This is a genomic window from Pseudomonas sp. CBS (genome assembly GCF_024734645.1).
GTDB lineage: Bacteria > Pseudomonadota > Gammaproteobacteria > Pseudomonadales > Pseudomonadaceae > Aquipseudomonas.
Map to the genome: position 1 here is coordinate 40,982 of NZ_CP102929.1, position 21,342 is coordinate 62,323.

Annotated in this window: 11 protein-coding genes, 1 pseudogene and 2 riboswitches; of the genes and pseudogenes, 6 read left to right on the plus strand and 6 right to left on the minus strand. The window is 61.9% G+C overall.

The annotated features are described in order from the left end of the window. Nucleotides 1–221: 221 nt before the first annotated feature. Nucleotides 222–6,530: pseudogene (locus NVB75_RS00160) on the plus strand (NEL-type E3 ubiquitin ligase domain-containing protein); the annotation flags it as partial. A 238-nt stretch (nt 6,531–6,768) separates the two neighbouring features. Here NVB75_RS00160 and metH read toward each other — a convergent pair. After that, nucleotides 6,769–10,479: a methionine synthase gene (gene metH, locus NVB75_RS33090; protein WP_275708436.1), complete on the minus strand. Its 3,711-nt coding sequence runs from the start codon at nt 10,477–10,479 to the stop codon at nt 6,769–6,771. Nucleotides 10,480–10,643: 164 nt separating this feature from the next. Between metH and NVB75_RS00165 the strand changes: the two genes are divergently transcribed. From NVB75_RS00165 to nfuA, 3 genes are all read left to right on the plus strand, one after another. Further along, a complete protein-coding gene (locus NVB75_RS00165) occupies nt 10,644–12,935 on the plus strand; it encodes a fatty acid cis/trans isomerase (protein WP_258345254.1) in 2,292 nt (763 codons plus the stop codon). Between the two features lie 81 nt (nt 12,936–13,016). Next, nucleotides 13,017–14,039, plus strand: coding sequence for an acyltransferase (locus NVB75_RS00170; RefSeq protein WP_258345257.1), 1,023 nt, complete (start codon nt 13,017–13,019; stop codon nt 14,037–14,039). A 59-nt stretch (nt 14,040–14,098) separates the two neighbouring features. Then, the gene (nfuA, locus tag NVB75_RS00175; protein ID WP_003210817.1) at nt 14,099–14,683 is read left to right on the plus strand and encodes a Fe-S biogenesis protein NfuA; all 585 of its coding nucleotides are present in this window, start codon (nt 14,099–14,101) and stop codon (nt 14,681–14,683) included. Nucleotides 14,684–15,613: 930 nt separating this feature from the next. Here nfuA and cobM read toward each other — a convergent pair. From cobM to fabF, 5 genes are all read right to left on the minus strand, one after another. Next, on the minus strand, nt 15,614–16,360 hold the full coding sequence (cobM, locus tag NVB75_RS00180; RefSeq protein ID WP_258345259.1) for a precorrin-4 C(11)-methyltransferase: 747 nt from the start codon (nt 16,358–16,360) through the stop codon (nt 15,614–15,616). A gap of 82 nt (nt 16,361–16,442) precedes the next feature. Beyond that, nucleotides 16,443–16,835: a cobalamin biosynthesis protein gene (locus tag NVB75_RS00185; protein WP_258345260.1), complete on the minus strand. Its 393-nt coding sequence runs from the start codon at nt 16,833–16,835 to the stop codon at nt 16,443–16,445. Next, entirely contained in the window at nt 16,832–17,530 is a 699-nt protein-coding gene (locus NVB75_RS00190) for a CbtA family protein (RefSeq protein ID WP_258345261.1), read from the minus strand. The genes NVB75_RS00185 and NVB75_RS00190 overlap by 4 nt, the downstream gene beginning before the upstream one ends. A gap of 11 nt (nt 17,531–17,541) precedes the next feature. Beyond that, nucleotides 17,542–17,730 carry a CbtB-domain containing protein gene (locus NVB75_RS00195; RefSeq protein WP_003217883.1) on the minus strand — a complete coding sequence of 63 codons (189 nt, stop codon included), beginning with the start codon at nt 17,728–17,730 and terminating at the stop codon, nt 17,542–17,544. 94 nt (nt 17,731–17,824) lie between these two features. Then, nucleotides 17,825–18,041, minus strand: a riboswitch (cobalamin riboswitch). 36 nt (nt 18,042–18,077) lie between these two features. Next, nucleotides 18,078–19,346 (minus strand): beta-ketoacyl-ACP synthase II, encoded by a 1,269-nt coding sequence (gene fabF / locus NVB75_RS00200; protein WP_258345263.1) that lies wholly within the window; start codon nt 19,344–19,346, stop codon nt 18,078–18,080. Between the two features lie 113 nt (nt 19,347–19,459). Between fabF and NVB75_RS00205 the strand changes: the two genes are divergently transcribed. Both NVB75_RS00205 and cobW read left to right on the plus strand, forming a co-directional pair. Then, a complete protein-coding gene (locus NVB75_RS00205; protein WP_167664784.1) occupies nt 19,460–19,978 on the plus strand; it encodes a helix-turn-helix domain-containing protein in 519 nt (172 codons plus the stop codon). Further along, nucleotides 19,975–20,177, plus strand: a riboswitch (cobalamin riboswitch). It overlaps the preceding gene by 4 nt. A 92-nt stretch (nt 20,178–20,269) precedes the next feature. Further along, nucleotides 20,270–21,340, plus strand: a complete 1,071-nt coding sequence (gene cobW / locus NVB75_RS00210) for a cobalamin biosynthesis protein CobW (RefSeq protein ID WP_258345264.1) — start codon at nt 20,270–20,272, stop codon at nt 21,338–21,340. Nucleotides 21,341–21,342 lie beyond the last annotated feature (2 nt).

Below are 21,342 nucleotides of genomic sequence, written 5' to 3' on the forward strand. Positions count from 1 at the left end.
CGGAAACGGGCCTGCCGCGCCTCAGTGGTCGTAACCCAGGTTCGGCGCCAAGGTGCACAAAAACAATTATCTACCTGCGAAGGCGCTCGCCTGTTCGCTGTACTGGGCCTCCCTAAAGCGTTCTCAGGAAGCCGCACATGTCTACTCCACCTAATGCCCTCGCGGACGAAAGCTTGCACACCGCCCTGATCAAGGCACGCCTGCCCACGTGGGTTGCCCACATGGCCCCCGTCGATGTGCGCCGGCTCAAACATGGACTGTTGCCCGGCTGGGAGCGGCCTGCCACCAAGGTTCCGCTCTCGCCCGCATTGAACAAGGCACTCGATGACAGTCGCAAGGCCAGCCGCCAGTCCCGCGAAGCCTTGGCCAAGAACCTTGGCGCGCTGCAAGGCATTGTCGAATTCGCCCAGCCCAAGCTGGAAGCGGCGTTGCGCGAGGCGATGGGCGAGGCCCCGGACGTCAACAAAAACCAGCTGCATTACCTGCGGTATCGCCAGGCCCCGCAGCAGCATTCGTTGTTGCAGGCGGCGTTGCTGAACTTCGAGGGCGATGAAGACTTCACCGATATCGCCCTCGAACAGACCAGCGCCCTGGCGCCGCAAGGTGCGCTGCTGACCGAGTACTACGGCGAGGCGCGGGCGGATGGCTCGCGTGCGGCGCGTTATCGCTACAGTGAAACCCTGTCCATGACCCCGCAAACCTTTTCCACCCTGTGCCGCACCCTGGACCTGGGGCAGCAATACCAGGCCCATCTGGCGCAGGTGTTCGATGCCGCTGCCATTCGGGCCGTGGTGCGGGAGCAGATGATTCGCGCGCAAAAAGACCTGCTGACGGTACGCCTGTATGCCGCATGGGCCCAGGGCGACATCGGGGCGGCGGTGTTTCTCATGTTGCGTGAGTTGCTGGCAGGTACTTCGCGGCCGCTGCTGGAGGGTGAGGCCGTCCGTTTCGGTCAACTGTCGATCCTGGGCTGCGAGCTGGGGGAGGTGCTGCTGATCGGGCCGGGTGTCGCACCCACCCAGTCCGTGGTCCCGCCCTTGTTTCCGGGGGCAGGCGTGAGCGGGCTGCTTCCCATCGCGCGTGATACGCGGGTGGTGGCTTGGATTCCGGGCGCGCCACAGTGCCCGCTCAAGGAATATCCGTCGATGCAGGCGTTCGATAAGGAACTGGCGGTGAACCTGCGCTCGCCCGCCTATCAGCGGCTGTTTGCCAGTCTGGTACCTCAGCAACAGGCGCCACAGTTCCTTGAGCGCCTCAAGGAAAAACTCTACACCTTCACCTGGAACCCGCGAGGCTACAAGGAGCAGGTCTACGACGAGCAAATCAACTTGAACCGGCGAGAACGGATGATCGAGGGGGAGTTGTTCGGCGCGCTCTACGAGCGGCATGTACAGCGCCTCAAGGACAATGCCAGAACCCTGGCGGTGCCCACTGCGGAGGCTGACCGAAAGGCCGCACAGGCACGCCATGCACACTGGTTGAGCATGGGCTTGAACACATTGAATGTGGCCGCATTCATGGTGCCCGGCCTGGGGGAGCTGTTGCTGGCGGTCACGGCGATTCAGTTGGGCCTGGAGGTCTATCACGGCATCGAATCCTGGCAGGAGGGCGATATGGATGCGGCGTGGGAGCACCTGGAGTCGGTGGCGCTGAATGTGGGGTTCATGGCCACCCTGGGCGGGGCGGCAGCCCTCGCTGGCCGGGCGCCCGCTATCCAGGTGTCGAAATGGGTCGATGGGCTGGTGCCGGTGAAGTTGCCGAACGGCGAAAGGCGCCTGTGGAAACCCGACCTTGCGGCCTACCGCAGTCATACCGTTCTGGATGCATCACTCAAGCCCAATGCCCAGGGTCAGTACGCGCAGGGCGGCAAGATGTACGTGCGTCTGGGTGAGGGCCTTTATGAAAAGGCTTTTGATGCGCGGACTCGAAAATGGCGGATCCAGCATCCGAACAATCCGGCTGCGTACCAGCCGATCCTCGAGCACAACCAGGCGGGTGCCTGGCGCCATACCCATGAACGCCCACTGGAATGGGACCGCCTGACCTTGCTGAGGCGCCTGGGTCATGAAACCCAAGGCATCAACGATGCAACGTTGAGCGCACTTGGCGACATCAGCGGCATCAGTGATGACCTGTTGCGCAAGGTCCACATAGATGGTTTGCCGATGCCTGCCGTGCTGGCCGATACGTTGCAGTTGTTTCGCGGTGCGCCGCCACAGGCTGCACTGCTGTCCCCCGAGGGCGCAGTGTTGCAGCGCCGCTTTGCTTCTTTGTCCCGAGGCGCGATCAACGAAATTATCAGTACGGCCAGCGATAAGGAACGCCTGCAGATACTCGGCCGAACCGGTGTTGCGCCGCGCCTGGATAACCTGGCGCGGCGTGCGGTGCAGCAACGTCGCCTGAGTGGTGCATTGGCCGGCTTGTACCTGCCGGCGCTCGCCAGCCTGGACAGTGACCGGCTGGCGTTGCATTGCTTGCAGCAACTGCCGGGCTGGTCTCCCACGCTGCGCCTGGAACTGCGCGCCGACAACCCCAGTGGGCGCTTGCTGGCTGAAGTCGGGCCTGAAGACGCAGCAGTGCGCCGTTACCTGGTCAAAAAATGCGAGACATTCCTGGCTTACGACCTGCAGGGGGCTCCTCTTAACAGTCCGGTCCCCGGCAGTCGTAATTTCTACCCATCAATCGTCCATGCCTTGCCCGTGACCCTGCGCCAGTCACTGGGTTTGCCGCTGGCCAGCGCGGACGTCGATTTGCAGCAAACCCTGGCACGGTATGCCACGGCACACCGCCTCGAAATGGCCGCCGTGCTGAAGATACGCGCGCCCATGGCTCGCCCGGCGTTGCGTCTGGCGAGCGGGTTATTAGGTTATGCCCTGAGCGGCCGGGGTACGGCCCAGGCACCCAATGCCGCCCTGGCGGCCAGGGTTCGCGATGTTTACCCCAACCTCAGCGATGAGGCGGCCCAGCTGTTTGTGCAAAGTCTGTTGCAGGCCGGCCAGCGTCCCCCACAGATCTATGAGTTGATAGGCAACCGCGAGCGCGAACTGACCCAGTTACGCATGACCCTGGATCGTTGGGTGACGCAAAACAGTGCTCAGGCGGGGGCACAACATACGGCCGACACCCTGATCAATTGCTGGCGCGAAGGCGCGTACCGAGGCCTGAAGCCCCATGCCTATCTGTCACTGGGCAAGGCCGGTCATTTGCCAGCGCTGAATGCTGATTTTTCCCATGTGCGAGGGTTGGGCGTAAGCGGCGAAACCCTGGCGGGCGCCCAGGGCACCAGGCTTGCGCAGCAGTTCTCCAACGTCGAAGTCCTGAATGTGTTTACCGAGCCCGCCCATGTCGAAGCGATTGCTGCGGGCCTCGGGCTGTTTCCCAAGCTTGAAGAGTTGTCGATCGACGGCTGGGGCTTGACCTACTCGCCGGTCTTTTTGCAACGCCTTAACACGTTAAGCCAATTGCGCCGGTTGGCCCTGACGGGCGCGCTGGAGGCATTGGATGTCAGCGGCTTGAAACAGCTGCTTGCCTTGCGGGTGGCGGGCGCCCTGAAAGAGTGGCCGGTAGGCGTTCTGACGTTGGACAAACTGGAGACGCTCGACCTGTTGGCGACCGGGATAAATACCATGCCGGCGGCAATGCTTGAGGGCCACGAGCGCCTGTGGCGTGGCCTTACCCTCAACTGGGCAGCGTTTGAGCGGCGTGCGTTCATGCCGGTGTATCAGCACGTGAAAAACCACCCGGGGCATTTGGTGGATGAAGTGCTGATGGTGGACGCTTATTGTGAAGGCGCGTTGCGACGCCTGAAAGACAGCGACCCGGCGTTTGCGCCCAGTGCCTTGGCGTACCTGCGGCGCCATCGGTTGACCAGTGACGCCAAGTTGACCCGTGTGCATGCCTTGCTGGATGAACATGCAACGTTGCAACAGGCGCTGGAAGAGTGGCAGGGCAGGGAAGTGGAGGTCGACCGGCGACCGGTGGACCCGCTCAATCGTCAACGTGCGGCAGACAAGCTCATGGCTTACTGGCGTGATGGGCTCGACCGGCGTTTTGCCTCCCCCCGTGAGGTGGCCGGGCCTTCTTCGCCAGTCGCCTCGGAGGGCGTCATGCTGGACCTGTCGGGTACGATACTGGGGGATTTGCCGCTGATGCCGGCCGCAGCGTTTGCACACGTGCAGCGCTTGAACCTCGCAGGCACCCGGGTTTCAGTGGCGGCATTGAACGATTTTCTCCTGCAGTTTACCCAGGTCGTTGGCCTGGACTTGAGTCGCAGCAACCTGATGGACCTGCCTGAGTCCCTGACGCAGCTGAGGTCTCTCAAGCAGCTGGACCTGGCGCACAACCAACTGACGATCACCGACGCGATACAGCGGCGCCTCAGTGCCCTGGTCACGCTTCGAGGGTTGAACCTGGACTACAACCGTGTGGGTACCCTGGATGTCAGCGGGCTCAACCAGTTGCGCAGCCTGAGCCTGAGCCACACCGCGACCACCGCCTGGCCGACAGGTTGGCTGACATTGCCCGAACTGCGTCAAGTGGACCTGAGCTATAGCGCAATTACCACGATCCCCCAGGCGGCACTGACCGGCCATGACCTGCTGATGCTCAGCAGCAACGTGCGAGGTTGTCGCTTGACCTTGCCCGCCTGTGCCGACATACAGCGTTTTGCCCTGCGCACCTACCACGACAACCCGTTGAACGTCGCGCCGGCAATGCAACCGGTTTTTGGTCCGAGCGTTTACCTGGACAGGCCCTTGGGCATTCCTCGCGAGGGGCTGGCGGAGGGTAGAACGGGAGGCGACCCGGAATATTTTCCCCAGGAGGTAACAGACAGTCCCGATCTGCTCCTTGCACTGGAGGTGGACGTACCTGCCAGCGAAGTTCGGTCGACACCTGCGCAACGTTTGCGACAAATAGACCCTGCGCTGTCCACCCGCGATGCGGTGCGGCGCATTGACGAACTGCTTGCCACTGGCCTGGGCGCGCTGGAGGTCGAGGCATGCCTGGTTCGGTGGCGCACGGGCTACCGGGGTATGGTGCGGGTGTTGAACGAGTGGATCGATATTCGTGCTTATCGCCTGGGCGGCGGTTGGGTCAGCGCCGTGGACCGTCGTCGCGCGGCCGACAGGCTTATCGACAGTTGGCGCCATACCTTGCGGGCGCACCCCGAGGTTGCGCCGGGCGACGGGCGCGAGGTCCTTCAATTGAACGACCTGTATCTGGGTGACCTGCCGGCGTTACCCGAGCCGTTGGCCCATGTGAGGGTGTTGAACCTCAACGCAGTCAAGCTCACTGAGCAGGGCTCCAATGCGTTCCTGCGGGCGTTTCCCAGCCTGCGTACCTTGAGCCTCAACAACAACGGCCTGATGAGCCTGCCCGACGCGGTCGGCGAATGCTCAACACTCACCGAGCTGCACCTGAGCCATAACGAACTGCGCTATCGCAGCGAGCTGCAGGGCCAGCTCAATCGGCTGACCGCGCTGGAGCGTCTGGACTTGACTGAGAACCTCCTGGACTCTCTGGACATAAGCAGCCTGCCTCAATTGCAGTCATTGGAACTGCGCGGCAATAACCTTCTGGCGTGGCCGCAGGGTGTCCTCCAGGCTCCACAGTTGCGCCACCTGGACCTGCGCAGTAACCGTATCGAAACCATCCCTGAAGACGCGTTGTTGCCCCGGCACAGCGCCTTGATGTGGGGCACTGACCTGTCCGATAACCTCCTGGTTGAGGAAGATCTGGCACGCCTGCGCGCCTACGAGCAGCAGACCGACTGTGGTCTGGGGTTTTCGGCCGAGGAATTGGAAGACGCACTGGAGAGTTACCACAGTACCGATAGCAGCTCCGGGTCGGATATCCACCCTGAACTCTTGACCCCGGAACAACAGAAGGCCCAATGGTTCTCGGGTATTGCCGCCGATTCGGCCCGCCACCGGGTATGGAGCGTGCTCAAGCAGGCCGAAAACAGCGAATACTTTTTCTACATCATTTCCCAGTTGAAGAACGCCCAGGATTTCTTGCACGACCGCGCCGACCTGACTCGCCGGGTGTGGGCGGTACTTGAGGCGGCGGAGCAATACCCGCACTTGCGCGAACAACTGTTTGGCCAGGCACAGGCGATGCAGGTGAGGGCGACCTGCGGCGATGGCTGGATTCTCCTGTTCAGTGATCTTGAAGTCAGCGTGTATGAGTTCAAGGCCTTGCGGGTCAGGACGCCCGATCAGGAAGGCACCACGCTGTTCAACCTGGCCCGGCGCATGATCCGTCTCGATGAAGCGGAGCGCATTGCGGGTGAAGCGATCAACCGCAGCCCCAGCATCGACCCGGCGGAAATTCGCCTGGCCTACCGCATCGGCCTGGCCGAGCGCCTGGATCTGCCTCACCAACCGTCCACCATGCTGTACCGCAACCTGTCCCGGGTCACCCAGGCCAATATCGATCAGGCGTATACCGCCATTATGGCCAGAGAGAGCACCTCGGTGTTTATGCAAGAGCTGGTCAAACGCCCGTACTGGGTCAGCTACTTGCAGAAGCTGTACCCGGAAGAGTTTTCGGTGTTGGCGCAGGCGCATCAGGTCAAGGTAGATGCCCTGGAGGAGCTTCACCCGGACCTCAGTGCCCAGTACCTGAGCGAAGTTGCAGCCTTGGATACCGAGAACCTCGCCGAGCAACAGGCACTGGCGCTCAGGCTTTCGGGGCGGGCGAGGAGAGGATCTGGGGATCTGACCCGGGCGCCCAGCCGGCTGGACGCCCGGGTCAGCGCGCCACGACTTAGTTGTCGTAACCCAGGTTCGGCGCCAGCCAGCGTTCGGTCACGCTCAGGTCCTGGTCCTTGCGGGCGGTGTAGCTGGCGACCTGGTCCTTGTCGATCTTGCCCACCGCAAAGTACTGCGCCTGCGGGTGAGCGAAGTACCAGCCGCTGACGGCCGCTGCCGGGAACATTGCGTAGTGCTCGGTCAGGAACACGCCGCTGCGGCCGGCGTGCATCTCGCGGGCTTCAGGGTCCAGCAGCTGGAACAACTGGGCTTTCTCGGTGTGATCCGGGCACGCCGGGTAACCCGGGGCAGGGCGGATGCCGCTGTACAGCTCCTTGATCAGCGCGTCGTTATCCAGCACTTCATCCTTGGCGTAGCCCCAGTGTTCTTTACGCACCTGCTGGTGCAGCCATTCGGCGCAGGCTTCGGCCAGGCGGTCGGCCAGGGCCTTGACCATGATCGAGTTGTAGTCGTCGCCGGCGTCCTGGTAGGCCTTCGCCACTTCTTCAGCGCCGATGCCGGCGGTGGTAATGAAGCCACCGATGTAGTCGGTCACGCCGCTGTCCTTGGGCGCGACGAAGTCGGCCAGGGAGAAGTTCGGCTTGCCGTCGGTCTTGATGATTTGCTGGCGCAGGTGGTGCAGCTTGGCAATCGGCTGGCCATCGTCGCCGTAGACTTCCAGGTCATCGTCCTGCACCTGGTTGGTCGGCCAGAAACCGAACACCGCGCGGGCGCTGATGAGTTTTTCGTCGATCAGCTTCTTGAGCATTTCCTGGGCGTCGGCGTACAGCGCCGTCGCCGCTTCACCCACCACTTCGTCAGTGAGGATGCGCGGGAACTTGCCGGCCAGGTCCCAGGAGATGAAGAACGGTGTCCAGTCGATGTACTCGGCCAGGACGTTGAGGTCGATATTGTCCAGCACCCGGGAGCCGGTAAACGTCGGCTTGACCGGCGCGTAGCTGCTCCAGTCGAATTGCGGCTTCTTGGCGATGGCGGCCGGGTAGCTCAGGCGCTCGGTGCGCGCGCTGCGGTTGGACGTACGCTCGCGCACGTCGATGTATTCCAGGCGGGTTTTCTCAACGAACGCCGGCTTCAATTCCTTGGACAGCAACTGCGTCGCCACGCCCACGGCGCGGGAGGCGTCGGTGACGTAGATCACCGCGTCATTGCTGTATTTGGGCTCGATCTTCACCGCCGTGTGGGCCTTGGAAGTGGTGGCACCACCGATCATCAGCGGCAGGTGGAAATCCTGGCGCTGCATCTCGCGGGCGACGTGCACCATCTCGTCCAGGGACGGAGTGATCAGCCCGGACAGGCCGATGATGTCGCACTTCTGTTCCTTGGCCACCTGCAGGATTTTCTCGGCCGGGACCATCACACCCAGGTCGACGATGTCATAGCCGTTGCAACCCAGCACCACGCCGACAATGTTCTTGCCGATGTCGTGCACGTCGCCCTTCACCGTGGCCATCAGGATCTTGCCCTTGGCTTCCGGCTTGTCGCCTTTTTCCAGCTCGATGAACGGGATCAAGTGGGCCACGGCCTGCTTCATCACCCGGGCGGATTTCACCACCTGGGGCAGGAACATTTTGCCGGCGCCGAACAGGTCGCCGACGATGTTCATGCCGGACATCAGCGGGCCTTCGATCACCTCGATCGGGCGCGCGAACGACTGCCGGGATTCCTCGGTGTCTTCGACGATGTGGGTGGTGATGCCCTTGACCAGCGCGTGTTCCAGGCGCTTGTTCACCGGCCAGCCGCGCCACTCTTCAGTCTCGGCTTCCTTGACGCTGCCGTCGCCCTTGTACTTGTCGGCAATGGCGAGGAGGGCGTCGGTGCCTTCCGGGGTGCGGTTGAGTACGACGTCTTCCACCGCGTCACGCAGCTCGGCCGGGATCTGGTCGTAGATCTCCAACTGGCCGGCGTTGACGATACCCATGCTCAGGCCGTTGCGGATCGCGTACAGCAGGAACACCGAGTGGATCGCTTCACGCACCGGGTTGTTGCCACGGAACGAGAACGACACGTTGGACACGCCGCCGGAAGTCAGCGCATACGGCAGCTCGTCGCGGATGTAGGCACAGGCATTGATGAAGTCGACGGCGTAGTTGTTGTGCTCCTCGATACCGGTGGCGACCGCGAAGATGTTCGGGTCGAAGATGATGTCTTCCGGCGGGAAGCCGACTTCATTCACCAGGATGTCGTAGGAGCGTTTGCAGATTTCTTTCTTGCGCGCTTCGGTGTCGGCCTGGCCGGCTTCGTCGAACGCCATTACCACCACCGCCGCGCCGTAGCGCTTGCACAGCTTGGCGTGGTGAATGAACTGCTCCACGCCTTCCTTCATGCTGATGGAGTTGACGATGCCCTTACCCTGGATGCACTTCAGGCCGGCCTCGATCACTTCCCACTTGGAGGAGTCGATCATGATCGGTACGCGGGAGATGTCCGGCTCGCCGGCAATCAGGTTGAGGAAGGTCACCATGGCCTTCTTCGAATCCAGCATGCCTTCGTCCATGTTGATGTCGATCACCTGGGCGCCGGCTTCCACCTGCTGCAGGGCGACTTCCAGGGCTTCGGTGTAGTTGTCTTCACGGATCAAGCGGGCGAAGCGGGCGGAACCGGTGATGTTGGTGCGCTCGCCGACGTTGACGAACAACGAGCTGCGATCAATGGTGAACGGTTCCAGGCCCGACAGGCGGCAGGCCTTCGGAATGTCCGGGATCGGGCGCGGTGCGTAACCGGCCACGGCCTTGGCGATGGCTTCGATGTGGCCCGGCGTGGTGCCGCAGCAACCGCCGACAATATTGAGGAAGCCGCTCTGGGCGAACTCTTCGATGACCTTGGCGGTTTCCGACGGCAGTTCGTCGTACTCGCCGAATTCGTTGGGCAGGCCGGCGTTCGGGTGCGCCGACACGTGGGTGTTGGCCTTGTTCGATAGCTCTTCCAGGTACGGACGCAGCTCGCTCGCCCCCAGTGCGCAGTTCAGGCCCACAGACAGCGGCTTGGCGTGGCTGACCGAGTTCCAGAAGGCTTCGGTGGTCTGGCCCGACAGCGTGCGGCCGGAGGCGTCGGTGATGGTGCCGGAGATCATGATCGGCAGTTCGACGTTCAATGCTTCGAACACGCCCTGTACGGCAAAGATCGCGGCCTTGGCGTTGAGGGTGTCGAAAATGGTTTCGATCAGGATCAGGTCGGCGCCGCCATCGATCAGGCCTTTGGTGGCTTCGGTGTAGTTTTCCACCAGCTCATCGAAGGTCACGTTGCGGTAGCCGGGGTTGTTTACGTCGGGCGACAGCGAGCAGGTACGGCTGGTCGGGCCGAGCACGCCGGCGACGAAGCGCGGCTTGGCCGGGTTTTCCAGGGTCTTGGCGTCGGCGATCTTGCGCGCCAGGCGCGCGCCTTCTACGTTTAATTCGTAGGCGAGGTCTTCCATGCCGTAGTCGGCCATGGAAATGCGCGTGGCGTTGAAGGTGTTGGTTTCCAGGATGTCGGCGCCGGCATCCAGGTAGGCTTTTTCGATGCCGCCGATCACGTCCGGACGGGTGATCACCAGCAGGTCGTTATTGCCCTTGACGTCGCTCGGCCAGTCGGCGAAGCGTTTGCCACGGTAGTCCTGCTCTTCCAGCTTATAGCTCTGGATCATCGTGCCCATGCCGCCGTCGAGGATCAGGATGCGTTCCTTGAGGGCTTGGTGGAGGGCTTGCAGACGAGCGCTACGATCGGGCATGGGACTACTCTGGTCAGGTATTACGGAGGGCGAAGATCATAACAAACCTGTGCGCTTTTAGAGCATGTGCCGGGTTTGCATGAATATCGCTCATGTTGTCGGGGGTGTTACATCGGTAGAATCGCCAGGTTTTTCACCGCACGCATTGAATCGGGACCGGGAACATGTCACTTCGCCTCATCGTCAGCGCCATTTTTGCGCTGGTCGCTATTACCGCACAGGCAGAAGGTCCCGCTCCGGCGATCTCTTATACCCGTGATATCCAGCCGATCTTCACCGAGAAATGCGTGGCCTGCCACGCCTGCTATGACTCGGCCTGCCAGCTCAACCTCGGCAGTGCCGAAGGCGCCGCACGTGGCGCGACCAAAGTGCCGGTATATGACGGCGAACGCAGCCAGGCCAGCCAACCCACCCGTCTGTTTTATGACGCCTCCGGCAAGGCCGCGTGGCAGCAGAAGGGGTTCTACTCGGTACTCGATGCCCAGGGCAGCCAGGCCGCACTGATGGCGCGCATGCTGGAGCTGGGGCATACCGCGCCGCTCGCGCCCAACGCCAAGCTGCCCGACGACATCGTGCTGGGCCTGAACCGCGAAAACACCTGCCCGATGCCGGGGGAGTTCAACGCCTACGCAGGTAACCACCCGAAGGAAGGCATGCCGCTGGCGGTCACCGGCCTGACCGACCAGCAGTACCAGACCTTGCAACGCTGGCTGGCCTCCGGCGCACCGATCGACGAACAAGGCCTGGCCCCAAGTGCCAAGGAAGCTTTGCAGGTACAGCAATGGGAAAACCTGTTCAACCAGCCCGGCGCCCGGGAAAGCCTGGTGGCGCGCTGGTTGTTCGAGCACCTGTTCCTCGCCCACATCTACTTTGAAGGCGGCGAGCCGGGGCATTTCTTCCAGTGGGTACGCTCGCGCACCCCGAGCGGGCAGCCGATCGACCTGATCAACACCCGCCGCCCCAACGACGACCCGGGTACCCAGGTGTATTACCGCCTGTGGCCGGTGCAGGGGGTGATCGTGCACAAGACTCACATCACCTATCCGTTCAGCGCCGGGAAAATGGCCCGGATCAAGTCGCTGTTCTACACCGATGACTGGCAGGTGAACGCCCTGCCGGGCTACGGACCGGGCCGGCGGGCCAACCCGTTCGAGACCTTCGAGGCGATTCCGGCCAAGGCGCGCTACCAGTTCATGCTGGATAACGCCGAATACTTCGTGCGCACCTTTATTCGCGGGCCGGTATGCCGGGGCCAGATCGCCACGGACGTAATCCGCGACAACTTCTGGACCCTGTTCCAGGACCCCGACCACGACCTGTACATCACCGATGCCCGCTACCGCGGCCAGGCCACGCCGTTGCTGGCGATGCCGGGGCAGATTGATGATGTGGGCAGCGTGCTCAGCCTGTGGCTCAAATACCGCGACAAGCGCAACGAGTACGAAGCGTTGCGCCGGGACAGCTATGCCGACCTGCCGCCGCCGAGCTGGTCTTCCCTGTGGGCGGGCAACGACAATGCCTTGTTGAGCATCTTCCGTCACTTCGACAGCGCCTCGGTGACCAAGGGCTTGATTGGCGAGGTGCCGCAAACCCTGTGGCTGTTCGACTATCCGCTGCTGGAGCGCACCTACTACCAGTTGGCGGTGAATTTCGATGTGTTCGGCAACGTCTCCCATCAGGCCCAGACGCGCTTGTATTTCGACCTGATCCGCAACGGCGCCGAGCAGAACTTCCTGCGCCTGATGCCGGCGGATTCGCGAGATGACTTCCTCGACGATTGGTACCAGAACAGCGGCAAGGTCAAGCTATGGATGGACTATGAAGCCATTGACGATGATAAGCCCACGGGCCTCAAGCTCGATGAAAAAGACCCCAAGCGTGACTTCGCCAACCAGTTGCTGGCCCGTTACGGCGACCTGAACGCCAGCCCGGACCCGATCAACCGTTGCATCAGCGCCTATTGCTCGCGTCCTGGCATCGACCCGGCACTGCAGGACGCCGAACAGGCCCTGAGCCGCCTGACCAATCGCCCGGCGGCGGGGCTCAAAGTGATCGACCTGTTGCCGGAAGCGACCATGCTGCGCATCGAAACCCGCAGCGGCAAACGTGAGATGTATAGCCTGTTGCGTAACCGTGCCCATAGCAACGTGGCCTTTATGCTCGGTGAGGCTTATCGCTATCAGCCGGGCCTGGACACCGTGACCATTTATCCCGGGGTGCTGAGCAGCTATCCGAACTTCATGTTCAACATCCCGGCGGAGCAGGTGCCGGCGTTTGTCGCTGCCATGGAGAACGCCAAGGACGCCAATCGCTTCGAGAAGATTGTCGACCGTTGGGGCATTCGCCGCAGCCATCCGCAGTTCTGGCAGTACTTCCACGACCTGTCGCAGTACCTCCACGAAACCACGCCGTTGGAAGAAGGCGTGCTGGACATGAACCGCTACGAGAATCTTTGATCGACCTTTGACCGTCGACGGCTGTCCCAAGCCATAGGCACCTGAATAACCGGTGTCGAGGGTTGGGAGAGCGGGTCGACGATGTTGATTTCAGTACAGGCACTGCGCGCCCTGGCGGCCTGGACCGTGGTGGGTCATCACTTCATGCAGATTTTCTTTGGTTTCCAGGCTGATTCGGCGCTGGGGCATCTGTTTGTCGACAAGGGCGCGGCGGGCGTGGATGTGTTCTTCGTGATCAGTGGTCTGGTGATCTTCCTTTCCACCGAGAACAAACAGCTGCCGCCCTGGCGATTCCTGGTGTATCGCCTGCTGCGGATCGTCCCGGCGTACTGGTTCTACACGGTGTTGATGGCACTGTTGGTGGTGTTTGCCCGGCCGGTGTTGCCGGACCAGAGCGTTGATGCGGCCCATGTGTTGATGTCCTTGCTGTTTATACCTTCCGAAAATCCCGGTGGTTATGGGATGTACCCGACCTTGAATGTCGGCTGGACCCTGAACTACGAGATGCTCTTCTACGTGCTGTTTGCCTGGGCGCTGCTGTTTCGGCGGCAGTGGCGGGTGCTGGTGGTGGGCGCATTGTTGTTCGCGGTGTGCCAGGCGTGGACGTCGTTTGGCTGGATCAGCGATTTTTATCGTTCGGACATCGTGTACGAGTTCTTGCTGGGAATTGGCATCGGCATGCTGTATCGCAAGGGCTGGATTCGCCCCGGCCTGTGGCTGCCCCTGGCGGGCATTGCCGGTGCGTTGCTGGCGATTTATCACTGGCCGGCATCACCTCGCGCCCTGACCTGGGGCTTGCCGAGCGCGGTGCTGGTGGTGGCCTGTATTTCGATGGAACGCTATTTCGAGCGTAGCCGACTGCTCAAGGTGATGGGGGACTGTTCCTATTCGGTCTATCTGATGCACGTGCTGGTGTTGTCCGCCGGCGGTTTTGTTGCCCAGCGTTATGGGGTTAACGCCTACGTGATGCTCGGCGTGTGCGTGGTGTTGATCGCCCTTGGGTCGTTGGCCAGCTATCACTGGTTGGAAAAGGGCAGTTATCGTCGGCTCAAAGGCTGGTTCGATGGCGACGAACGGTTGGTTCTTTTCCGACAAAAATACTAGGACTTTGTACCTCGGTAATAATTTGGCGTAAACTGCCGGCAAGCCTGCGAGGAGTTTCCATGACCGCTATTACCATTACCGACGCCGCCCACGATTACCTGGCTGATCTGCTGTCGAAGCAGAACACCCCGGGCATCGGGATCCGCGTCTTTATCACCCAGCCCGGCACCCAGTACGCAGAGACGTGCATTGCCTATTGCAAGCCGGGAGAAGAAAAACCTGAAGATACGGCGTTGGGGCTGAAAAGCTTCACGGCGTATATCGATGCGTTCAGTGAAGCGTTCCTTGACGATGCGGTGGTTGATTACGCCACTGATCGTATGGGTGGCCAGCTGACCATCAAGGCGCCGAACGCCAAGGTGCCGAACGTTAATGCGGATAGCCCGATTAACGAGCGCATCAACTATTACCTGCAGACCGAGATCAATCCCGGGCTGGCCAGCCACGGTGGTCAGGTGAGCCTGATTGATGTGGTGGATGATGGTATTGCTGTGTTGAAGTTTGGTGGCGGTTGCCAGGGCTGTGGCCAGGCGGACGTGACCTTGCGTGAGGGGATTGAGCGTACGCTGCTTGAGCGGGTTCCGGAGCTCAAGGGTGTGCGGGATGTGACTGACCATACGCAGAAAGAAAACGCCTACTACTAAGGGTGTTTGCTGCGGATGTGGAAAAACGGCGCCTCGTGAGCGCCGTTTTTTTTGGTTTGGATTCAGTGGGTTGGGTGGGGATTGTGAGGTTTTGGGTTAGGTATGTTGTGTACATATCCGTTATTTAGGTAACGGCGGCTTATGGTTCCGCTCTTACAGCGGGTCACTTTTGGCAAACGCCCCAAAAGTAACCAAAAGGTCTTTGCCCCACCACTCGGTGCCTCGCCTGGGCTCGGCATGCCCGCACTCCGGCCCGATTCCGCGGGCCGCCGCGACGGGCCATCCATGGCCCGGCGCGGCTAAATCGGCTTCCCTGCCGATTTACCCGCTCCACCGTGCCTACTTGCGGCCATCGTGGTTAACGGGGCCCGCAGATCAAAATCAAAAGCAGATCAAGATCAAAGGCACGCAGCCTCGCTGGCGCTCGACAGCTGCTACGGTCGGGGTGGCTCTGCTTTTCTGTGGGAGCGGGCTTGCTCGCGAAAAACCTGAGAGCGCCGCGTTCATTCAGAATGCCCGCGTCATCGTTAACGACCTTCGCGAGCAAGCCCGCTCCCACATTTTTTGGACCGTGCCCGCTTTAGATTTTGATTTGGCTTTTAACACTCAAGCCGGCCGGGAGGCCGCTGTGCTCTTGATCTGCTTTTGATCTTGATCTTAGGCGCCCCGTTAAACCACGCTGGCCGAACGCAGGCTTTGGAGCGTGGGTAACCTGGCAGGACGCCAGGTTAGCCGTCCTGGGCCAGGGATGGCCCATGACGGCGGCCCACGGTCCAAAGCCGGAGTGAGGGCACACCGAGCCTAGGCGAGGTGCCGAGTGGTGGGGCAAGAGCGTTTTGCTTACTTTTGCGCTCTTCAAAAGTGAGCCGCTGTAAGAGCGGAACCCATAGTCGCCGTTACCTAAATAACGGATATGTACCCCATCCCCCCTCAGGGCCGATACAAATGCGCATGCCCCGCACGATACAACGACGACTCACCAAAACTATCACTGGCCAAAACCCGACCCACCACAATCAACGCCGTACGCCGAAACCCCTTGGCCGCCACCTTCCCGGCAATATCCGCCAGCGTACCAATGGCCCAATCCTGATCCGGCCAGGTCGCTCGGTGCACCACCGCAATCGGACAATCCTCCCCATAGTGAGGCACCAACTCAGCCACGATCTTCTCCAGATGATTCACCCCCAGGTGAATCGCCATGGTCGTCCCATGCTGCGCCAAACTACTGAACGCCTCACCCTCAGGCATCGCCGTCTTATCCGCATACCGCGTCAAAATCACACTCTGCGCAATGTCCGGCAACGTCAGCTCAGCCTCCAGCAACGCCGCACACGCCGCCACCGCCGTAACCCCAGGAATGATCTGAAACCCAATCCCCAGCTCCCGCAACAGCCGAATCTGCTCCCCAATCGCCCCGTACAAACTCGGATCCCCGGAATGCACCCGCGCCACATCCTGGCCTTTCTCATGGGCCGTCTTGATCAGCCCAATGATCTGCTCCAGATGCAACTCCGCACTGTTAACCACCAGCTCCGCCTGATGCCCCTCAAGCACCGCCGCCGGCACCAGCGAACCGGCATAGATGATCACCGGGCAACTGCGAATCAGCCGCTGCCCCTTGACCGTGATCAGTTCCGGGTCGCCTGGGCCTGCGCCGATGAAAAAGACAGTCATGGATTCATTCCTGTGAAAAAAGCACGCGAGCAGCCCTCCAGATGAAGATTGCTCATGATCAAAGATGACGATTATCGGGAATTCAGCCGGCGCAAGCCAATGCAAAGGTGGCCTGGGCGGTTTTTTTGCGGGTGATCAGCAGGGTAGCAGGGCCTTGGGACAGGTGTTCTGCCAGTGCCAGGGCGGCACTTTCCGCGATGCCGTAGCAACCGGTATAAGCAAAAACCGTCTCCGACTTATGGCTCAATCGATCTTCATAGGGCGCCAATTGCGCCGCACTGAAAACCACCAAAGGCAGCTCCAGAATCTCTGCCAACTCAAGTAGCCCCGGCTCATCCTGCTTGCGATCAAGGCTGGCCAGCGCAGTGACGCGCTGGCGCTCAATGCCACCCTCGGCGAGGGCGGCATTGAACAGTTCAAGCAGGGCGTCGACAGAACAACCCCGCTGACAACCCAGGCCCACCGCCAGGATCATGCCGAATACTGACCATCACGGTTACGGCGAAACAACCAGGCACTGATCAACCCCAGCGCCAGCCAGAAGGCAACGTTGGTCAACTGCGAGGCAATCTTGAACTGAGCTTCCAGGGCTTCCGGCGCGAGCATCGAGTGGACTTCCGGCTGTGGAGCGCCAATCACATGGGGCACCGCCAGGATTGCCACGCCCAGGATTTTCAGCAGCCAGTTACGACCGAACACAATCAGCGCGATACCGGCAGCGGTGGAGGCGGCAGTGCCGATCCACCAGATCTGCCGTTGCGCCAGGTCTGCCGCCGCCGTGCCCGGCAGTTCAGGCGGCAAGCCCAGGGTCGGCGCCAACACAAAGGTGGCGTAACCGGCCAGGCCCCACAGCAGGCCTTGGGCCGTGCGGGTTGGTGCACGCAAGGTGTACAGGCCGGCAAGCATCAGGGCAAAACCCACGGCAACCACCAGGTTACCGCCCGTGGTCGACAGCACACGCTGCCAGCCATCTTCCGGCTCCCAGGCTTCGGCGTCGTGGCTGTGGGCCGCAGCGCCGGCATGCTCATGCACTTCGGTGGCCACGGGGGCCTTTTCGAAGGTTTCCGCCTGCAGAATCAGTGGGGCAACCCAGAAGCTTTGCAGCAAGGTCAGCAGCAAGGCGGCCAGAAGACCGGTGAAACCTGCGGTTTGGGCAATACGCTTGATCATGTCGGCAGGTCTCAGTGGCACGGGAACGCGGCGCTGTGGCGGGTATCGTGGGCGGCGTTGTGCACCGCTTCGATGTGCGAGAAACCGGCGAAATACACCAGGCACGCGCCGAGGATCGACGCACCGATGGCGGCGGTCAGGCGTTGGCTCAGGGTGGCAGTGGTGCTGGCGGTAGAGGCGGTGCTGCTGATGATCGACATGGCGCGTCCCTTCAGGGTTCAGGGTGCACGAGCGCATGAAAACCCCACGAGCCAGGCACGCAGGGTTCTGAACAGCGCCCGCCCACCGCGGGTTTGTTATCTGATTTTTTCGGGCCGGTCTCCGGGCTTGCGAGGGGCCTGGGCCTTGAAAGCATCACCTTCCCATGCCCTGGAGGCACAGTGGATTTGACGCTTCACTCGCTTACCGTTGCGGGGGCAGCACCGGACTCGTCACGCCCTTGAGTAAAGGAACATGACTCACCGGTTTCCCGTTTCACCCTGTGAAGGGCACCCGAAACAAGATGTGTAGGAGAGCATGGGCGGGCGATGGGCGTCAAATCGCCGCGTTAACCCCAGCGTTTGAACAACACACTGGCATTCACGCCACCAAAGCCAAATCCATTGGAAATCGCGTATTCAATCGGCAACGGCCGGGCTTGGCCACGGACCATATCCAGTCCTTCGGCAGCGGGGTCCGGGTTGTCCAGGTTGAGGGTCGCCGGGGCAATCTGATCGCGCAGGGCGAGCACAGTGAAGATCGCCTCGATCCCGCCCGCGGCGCCCAACAGATGGCCGGTCGCCGACTTGGTAGCGCTGATCGCGACGCTGGCATTTGCACCGAATAGCGTATTGATCGCCGCCAGCTCGCCGTTGTCGCCTACGGGGGTCGACGTGGCATGGGCGTTCAAGTGCTGGATCTGTGCGGCGCTGATCCCTGCTTGCGCAATCGCGAGCTCCATTGCCCGGCGTGCACCTGAGCCATCTTCCGGCCCCGAGGTCATGTGATAGGCGTCGGCACTGGTGCCATAGCCCACCAGCTCGGCGATAGGCGTCGCCCCGCGAGCCAGTGCATGCTCCAGTTCCTCGATCACCAATATCCCGGCACCTTCGCCCATCACAAACCCATCGCGGCCTTGATCGAACGGGCGCGAAGCCAGTGCCGGCGTGTCGTTGTAATCGCTGGACAGCGCACGCGCCGCAGCAAAACCGCCGAGGCTGACCCGGTGGATGCAGGCTTCGGCGCCGCCACACACGGCGATGTCGATTTCCCCTGCACGGATCATGCGCGCGGCATCACCAATCGCCTGTACGCCGGCGGCGCAAGCAGTGACGGGGGAGCCCAGCGGACCTTTCAGTTGATGCTGGATCGACACATGCCCGGCTGCCATGTTGCCGAGGAATGACGGAATCGTGAACGGCGAAAGGCGGCGTGGTCCTTTGCTGTCAGCCGTTCGGACGGCCTCGGCAATCGCGGGAAAACCACCCACGCCGGAAGCGATAATGGTCGCAGTACGTTCCTGCTGCGAGGGCGTTTTCGGACTCCAGCCCGCCTGGGCCAGGGCCTCTTGCGCGGCGGCCAGGGCAAACACGATGAACCGGTCCATCTTGCGTTGTTCTTTGGCCGGGATGACAGTGTCCGGGTCAAAGCCGGCTTCAGGGTCTTGGGTGCGGTCGAGCACTTGGCCGCCGATGCTGATTGCCAGGTCGCCGATCAATGCCTCGGGTAGCCTGCGAATCCCGGATTCACCGGCCAGCAGGCGCTTCCAGGTCTTTTCCACGCCGGTTGCCAGCGGGGTCACTGCACCCATGCCGGTCACAACAATTCGCTTACTCATGATCGCTTAGCTCCGCAAATTTCAGGTTGGTAGCATTGCATGGACGAAGCTATCATTATGAAAGTAACATCCGATAGCTTAAATTTCCGTAGCCGCCCCACAGAGGAACTGCAATGCAACGTAAGTCGCTGGTGAATGCCGAATGCCCGGTAGCCCGTGGAGTGGAGCGGGTAGGCGAGTGGTGGAGCATCCTGATCATGCGCGACGCGCTGCAGGGCCTGCGCCGTTTCGACGAGTTTTCCCAGAGCCTGGGAATCGCTCCGAACATGCTGACTCGCCGGCTCAACAGCCTGGTGGACGCGGGGCTGTTGGAGCGCCGGCAATACAGCGAGCGGCCGCCACGTTTCGAGTACGTGCCCACGCCGGTCGGCGAGGATTTCCGGGTGGTGATCATGGCGTTCGTCGGTTGGGGCAACCGCCATTTCGCCAACGAAGGTGAAAGCCTGCAATTGGTCGACCGGGAAACCCGGCGCCCGGTGGAAGTGGCGGTGGTGGACGCCGACGGCGCGCGCGTGTCCGTCGAGCAATGCAGCGTTCAAGCCGGGCCTGCCGCCAGCGAGGGCATGCTGGAGCGCCTGGCGCTGCTTCGCGCCAAACGCTCGGACATTGACCCGTCCCTGCGCACTGCGTAGCCTTGCACCTTCGAGGTTCTTCGGCCCAGGCCGAAGCTAAGAAGGGAACGCGGTCAATGCCGCGGCTGCCCCCGCAACTGTAAAGGGTTTATCTGACTGCCACGCCACTGCCTGAACAAGGCGGGAAGGCGCAGCCAGCGCCGGCCTCACCGCCGGCAAGCCCCAAGCCAGGAGACCTGCCTCGCAACCGATTTTCTACTTCAACCGGGCGGGGTGATCCGGTGGCGAATTCTGCTTCTGCGCACCCGCGCAGGGCCACTCGTCCCGTATGCCCGCCCCAAAGGGCATCCGATGAAAACACTGGCCAAACTCCCCGTCACCATCGTTACCGGCTTCCTCGGCTCGGGCAAGACCACCTTGCTGCGCCACATGCTGGATAACGCCCAGGGGCGCCGCATCGCGGTGATCGTCAACGAGTTCGGCGAGCTGGGCATTGACGGTGAAATCCTCAAGCAATGCTCCATCGGCTGTACCGAAGAAGAGGCGAACGGCCGCGTCTACGAATTGGCCAATGGCTGCCTGTGCTGCACGGTCCAGGAAGAGTTCTTCCCGGTGATGCGCGAACTGGTGGCCCGTCGCGGCGACCTCGACCATATCCTCATCGAAACCTCGGGCCTGGCCCTGCCAAAACCCTTGGTCCAGGCGTTTCAGTGGCCGGAAATCCGCAGCGCCTGCACCGTTGACGCCGTGATCACCGTGGTCGACAGCCCAGCCGTGGCCGCCGGCACGTTCGCCGCCTTCCCGGACCAGGTCGACGCTCAGCGCAAGCTCGACCCGAACCTGGACCACGAATCCCCACTGCACGAGCTGTTCGCCGACCAACTGGCCAGCGCCGACCTGGTGATCCTCAACAAGTCCGACCTGATCAGCCCTGAAGACCTGGCCCGTGTGCGCCTGGAAGTGGCTGAAGAACTGCCGCCGGCGGTCAAAATCATTGAAGCCAGCAGCGGTCGCCTGCCGCTGGACGTGTTGATCGGCCTGGGCGCGGGCTCCGAAGAACACATCGACGGTCGCCACAGCCATCACGATCACCACGAAGGTGAAGACCCCCTTAACCACGAGCATGACCACGACGCCTTCGATTCCATCTCCATCGAACTGCCCCAAGCCGACGAAAGCCTGCTGCTGGACGCTTTGACGCAACTGGTGGTCAAGCACGGCATCCTGCGGGTCAAGGGTTTCGCGGCGATCCCGAACAAACCGATGCGCCTGCTGATCCAGGGCGTGGGCACGCGTTTCGACAAGCACTTCGACCGCGCCTGGCGCGCCGATGAGCCCCGCGCCACGCACCTGGTGCTGATCGGCCAGGAACTGGACGCCGCCTTGCTTGAAGCGCAACTGCGCGCCGCCCTCAGCGTTTAACC

Coding starts and splice junctions, on each gene's coding strand:
- NVB75_RS00170 (WP_258345257.1), top strand. CDS start 13,017: ATGTTGATTTCAGTACAGGCACTGCGCGCCCTGGCGGCCTGGACCGTG.
- fabF (WP_258345263.1), bottom strand. CDS start 19,346: ATGAGTAAGCGAATTGTTGTGACCGGCATGGGTGCAGTGACCCCGCTG.
- cobW (WP_258345264.1), top strand. CDS start 20,270: ATGAAAACACTGGCCAAACTCCCCGTCACCATCGTTACCGGCTTCCTC.
- nfuA (WP_003210817.1), top strand. CDS start 14,099: ATGACCGCTATTACCATTACCGACGCCGCCCACGATTACCTGGCTGAT.
- NVB75_RS00185 (WP_258345260.1), bottom strand. CDS start 16,835: ATGATCCTGGCGGTGGGCCTGGGTTGTCAGCGGGGTTGTTCTGTCGAC.
- NVB75_RS00165 (WP_258345254.1), top strand. CDS start 10,644: ATGTCACTTCGCCTCATCGTCAGCGCCATTTTTGCGCTGGTCGCTATT.
- NVB75_RS00195 (WP_003217883.1), bottom strand. CDS start 17,730: ATGTCGATCATCAGCAGCACCGCCTCTACCGCCAGCACCACTGCCACC.
- cobM (WP_258345259.1), bottom strand. CDS start 16,360: ATGACTGTCTTTTTCATCGGCGCAGGCCCAGGCGACCCGGAACTGATC.
- NVB75_RS00190 (WP_258345261.1), bottom strand. CDS start 17,530: ATGATCAAGCGTATTGCCCAAACCGCAGGTTTCACCGGTCTTCTGGCC.
- NVB75_RS00205 (WP_167664784.1), top strand. CDS start 19,460: ATGCAACGTAAGTCGCTGGTGAATGCCGAATGCCCGGTAGCCCGTGGA.
- metH (WP_275708436.1), bottom strand. CDS start 10,479: ATGCCCGATCGTAGCGCTCGTCTGCAAGCCCTCCACCAAGCCCTCAAG.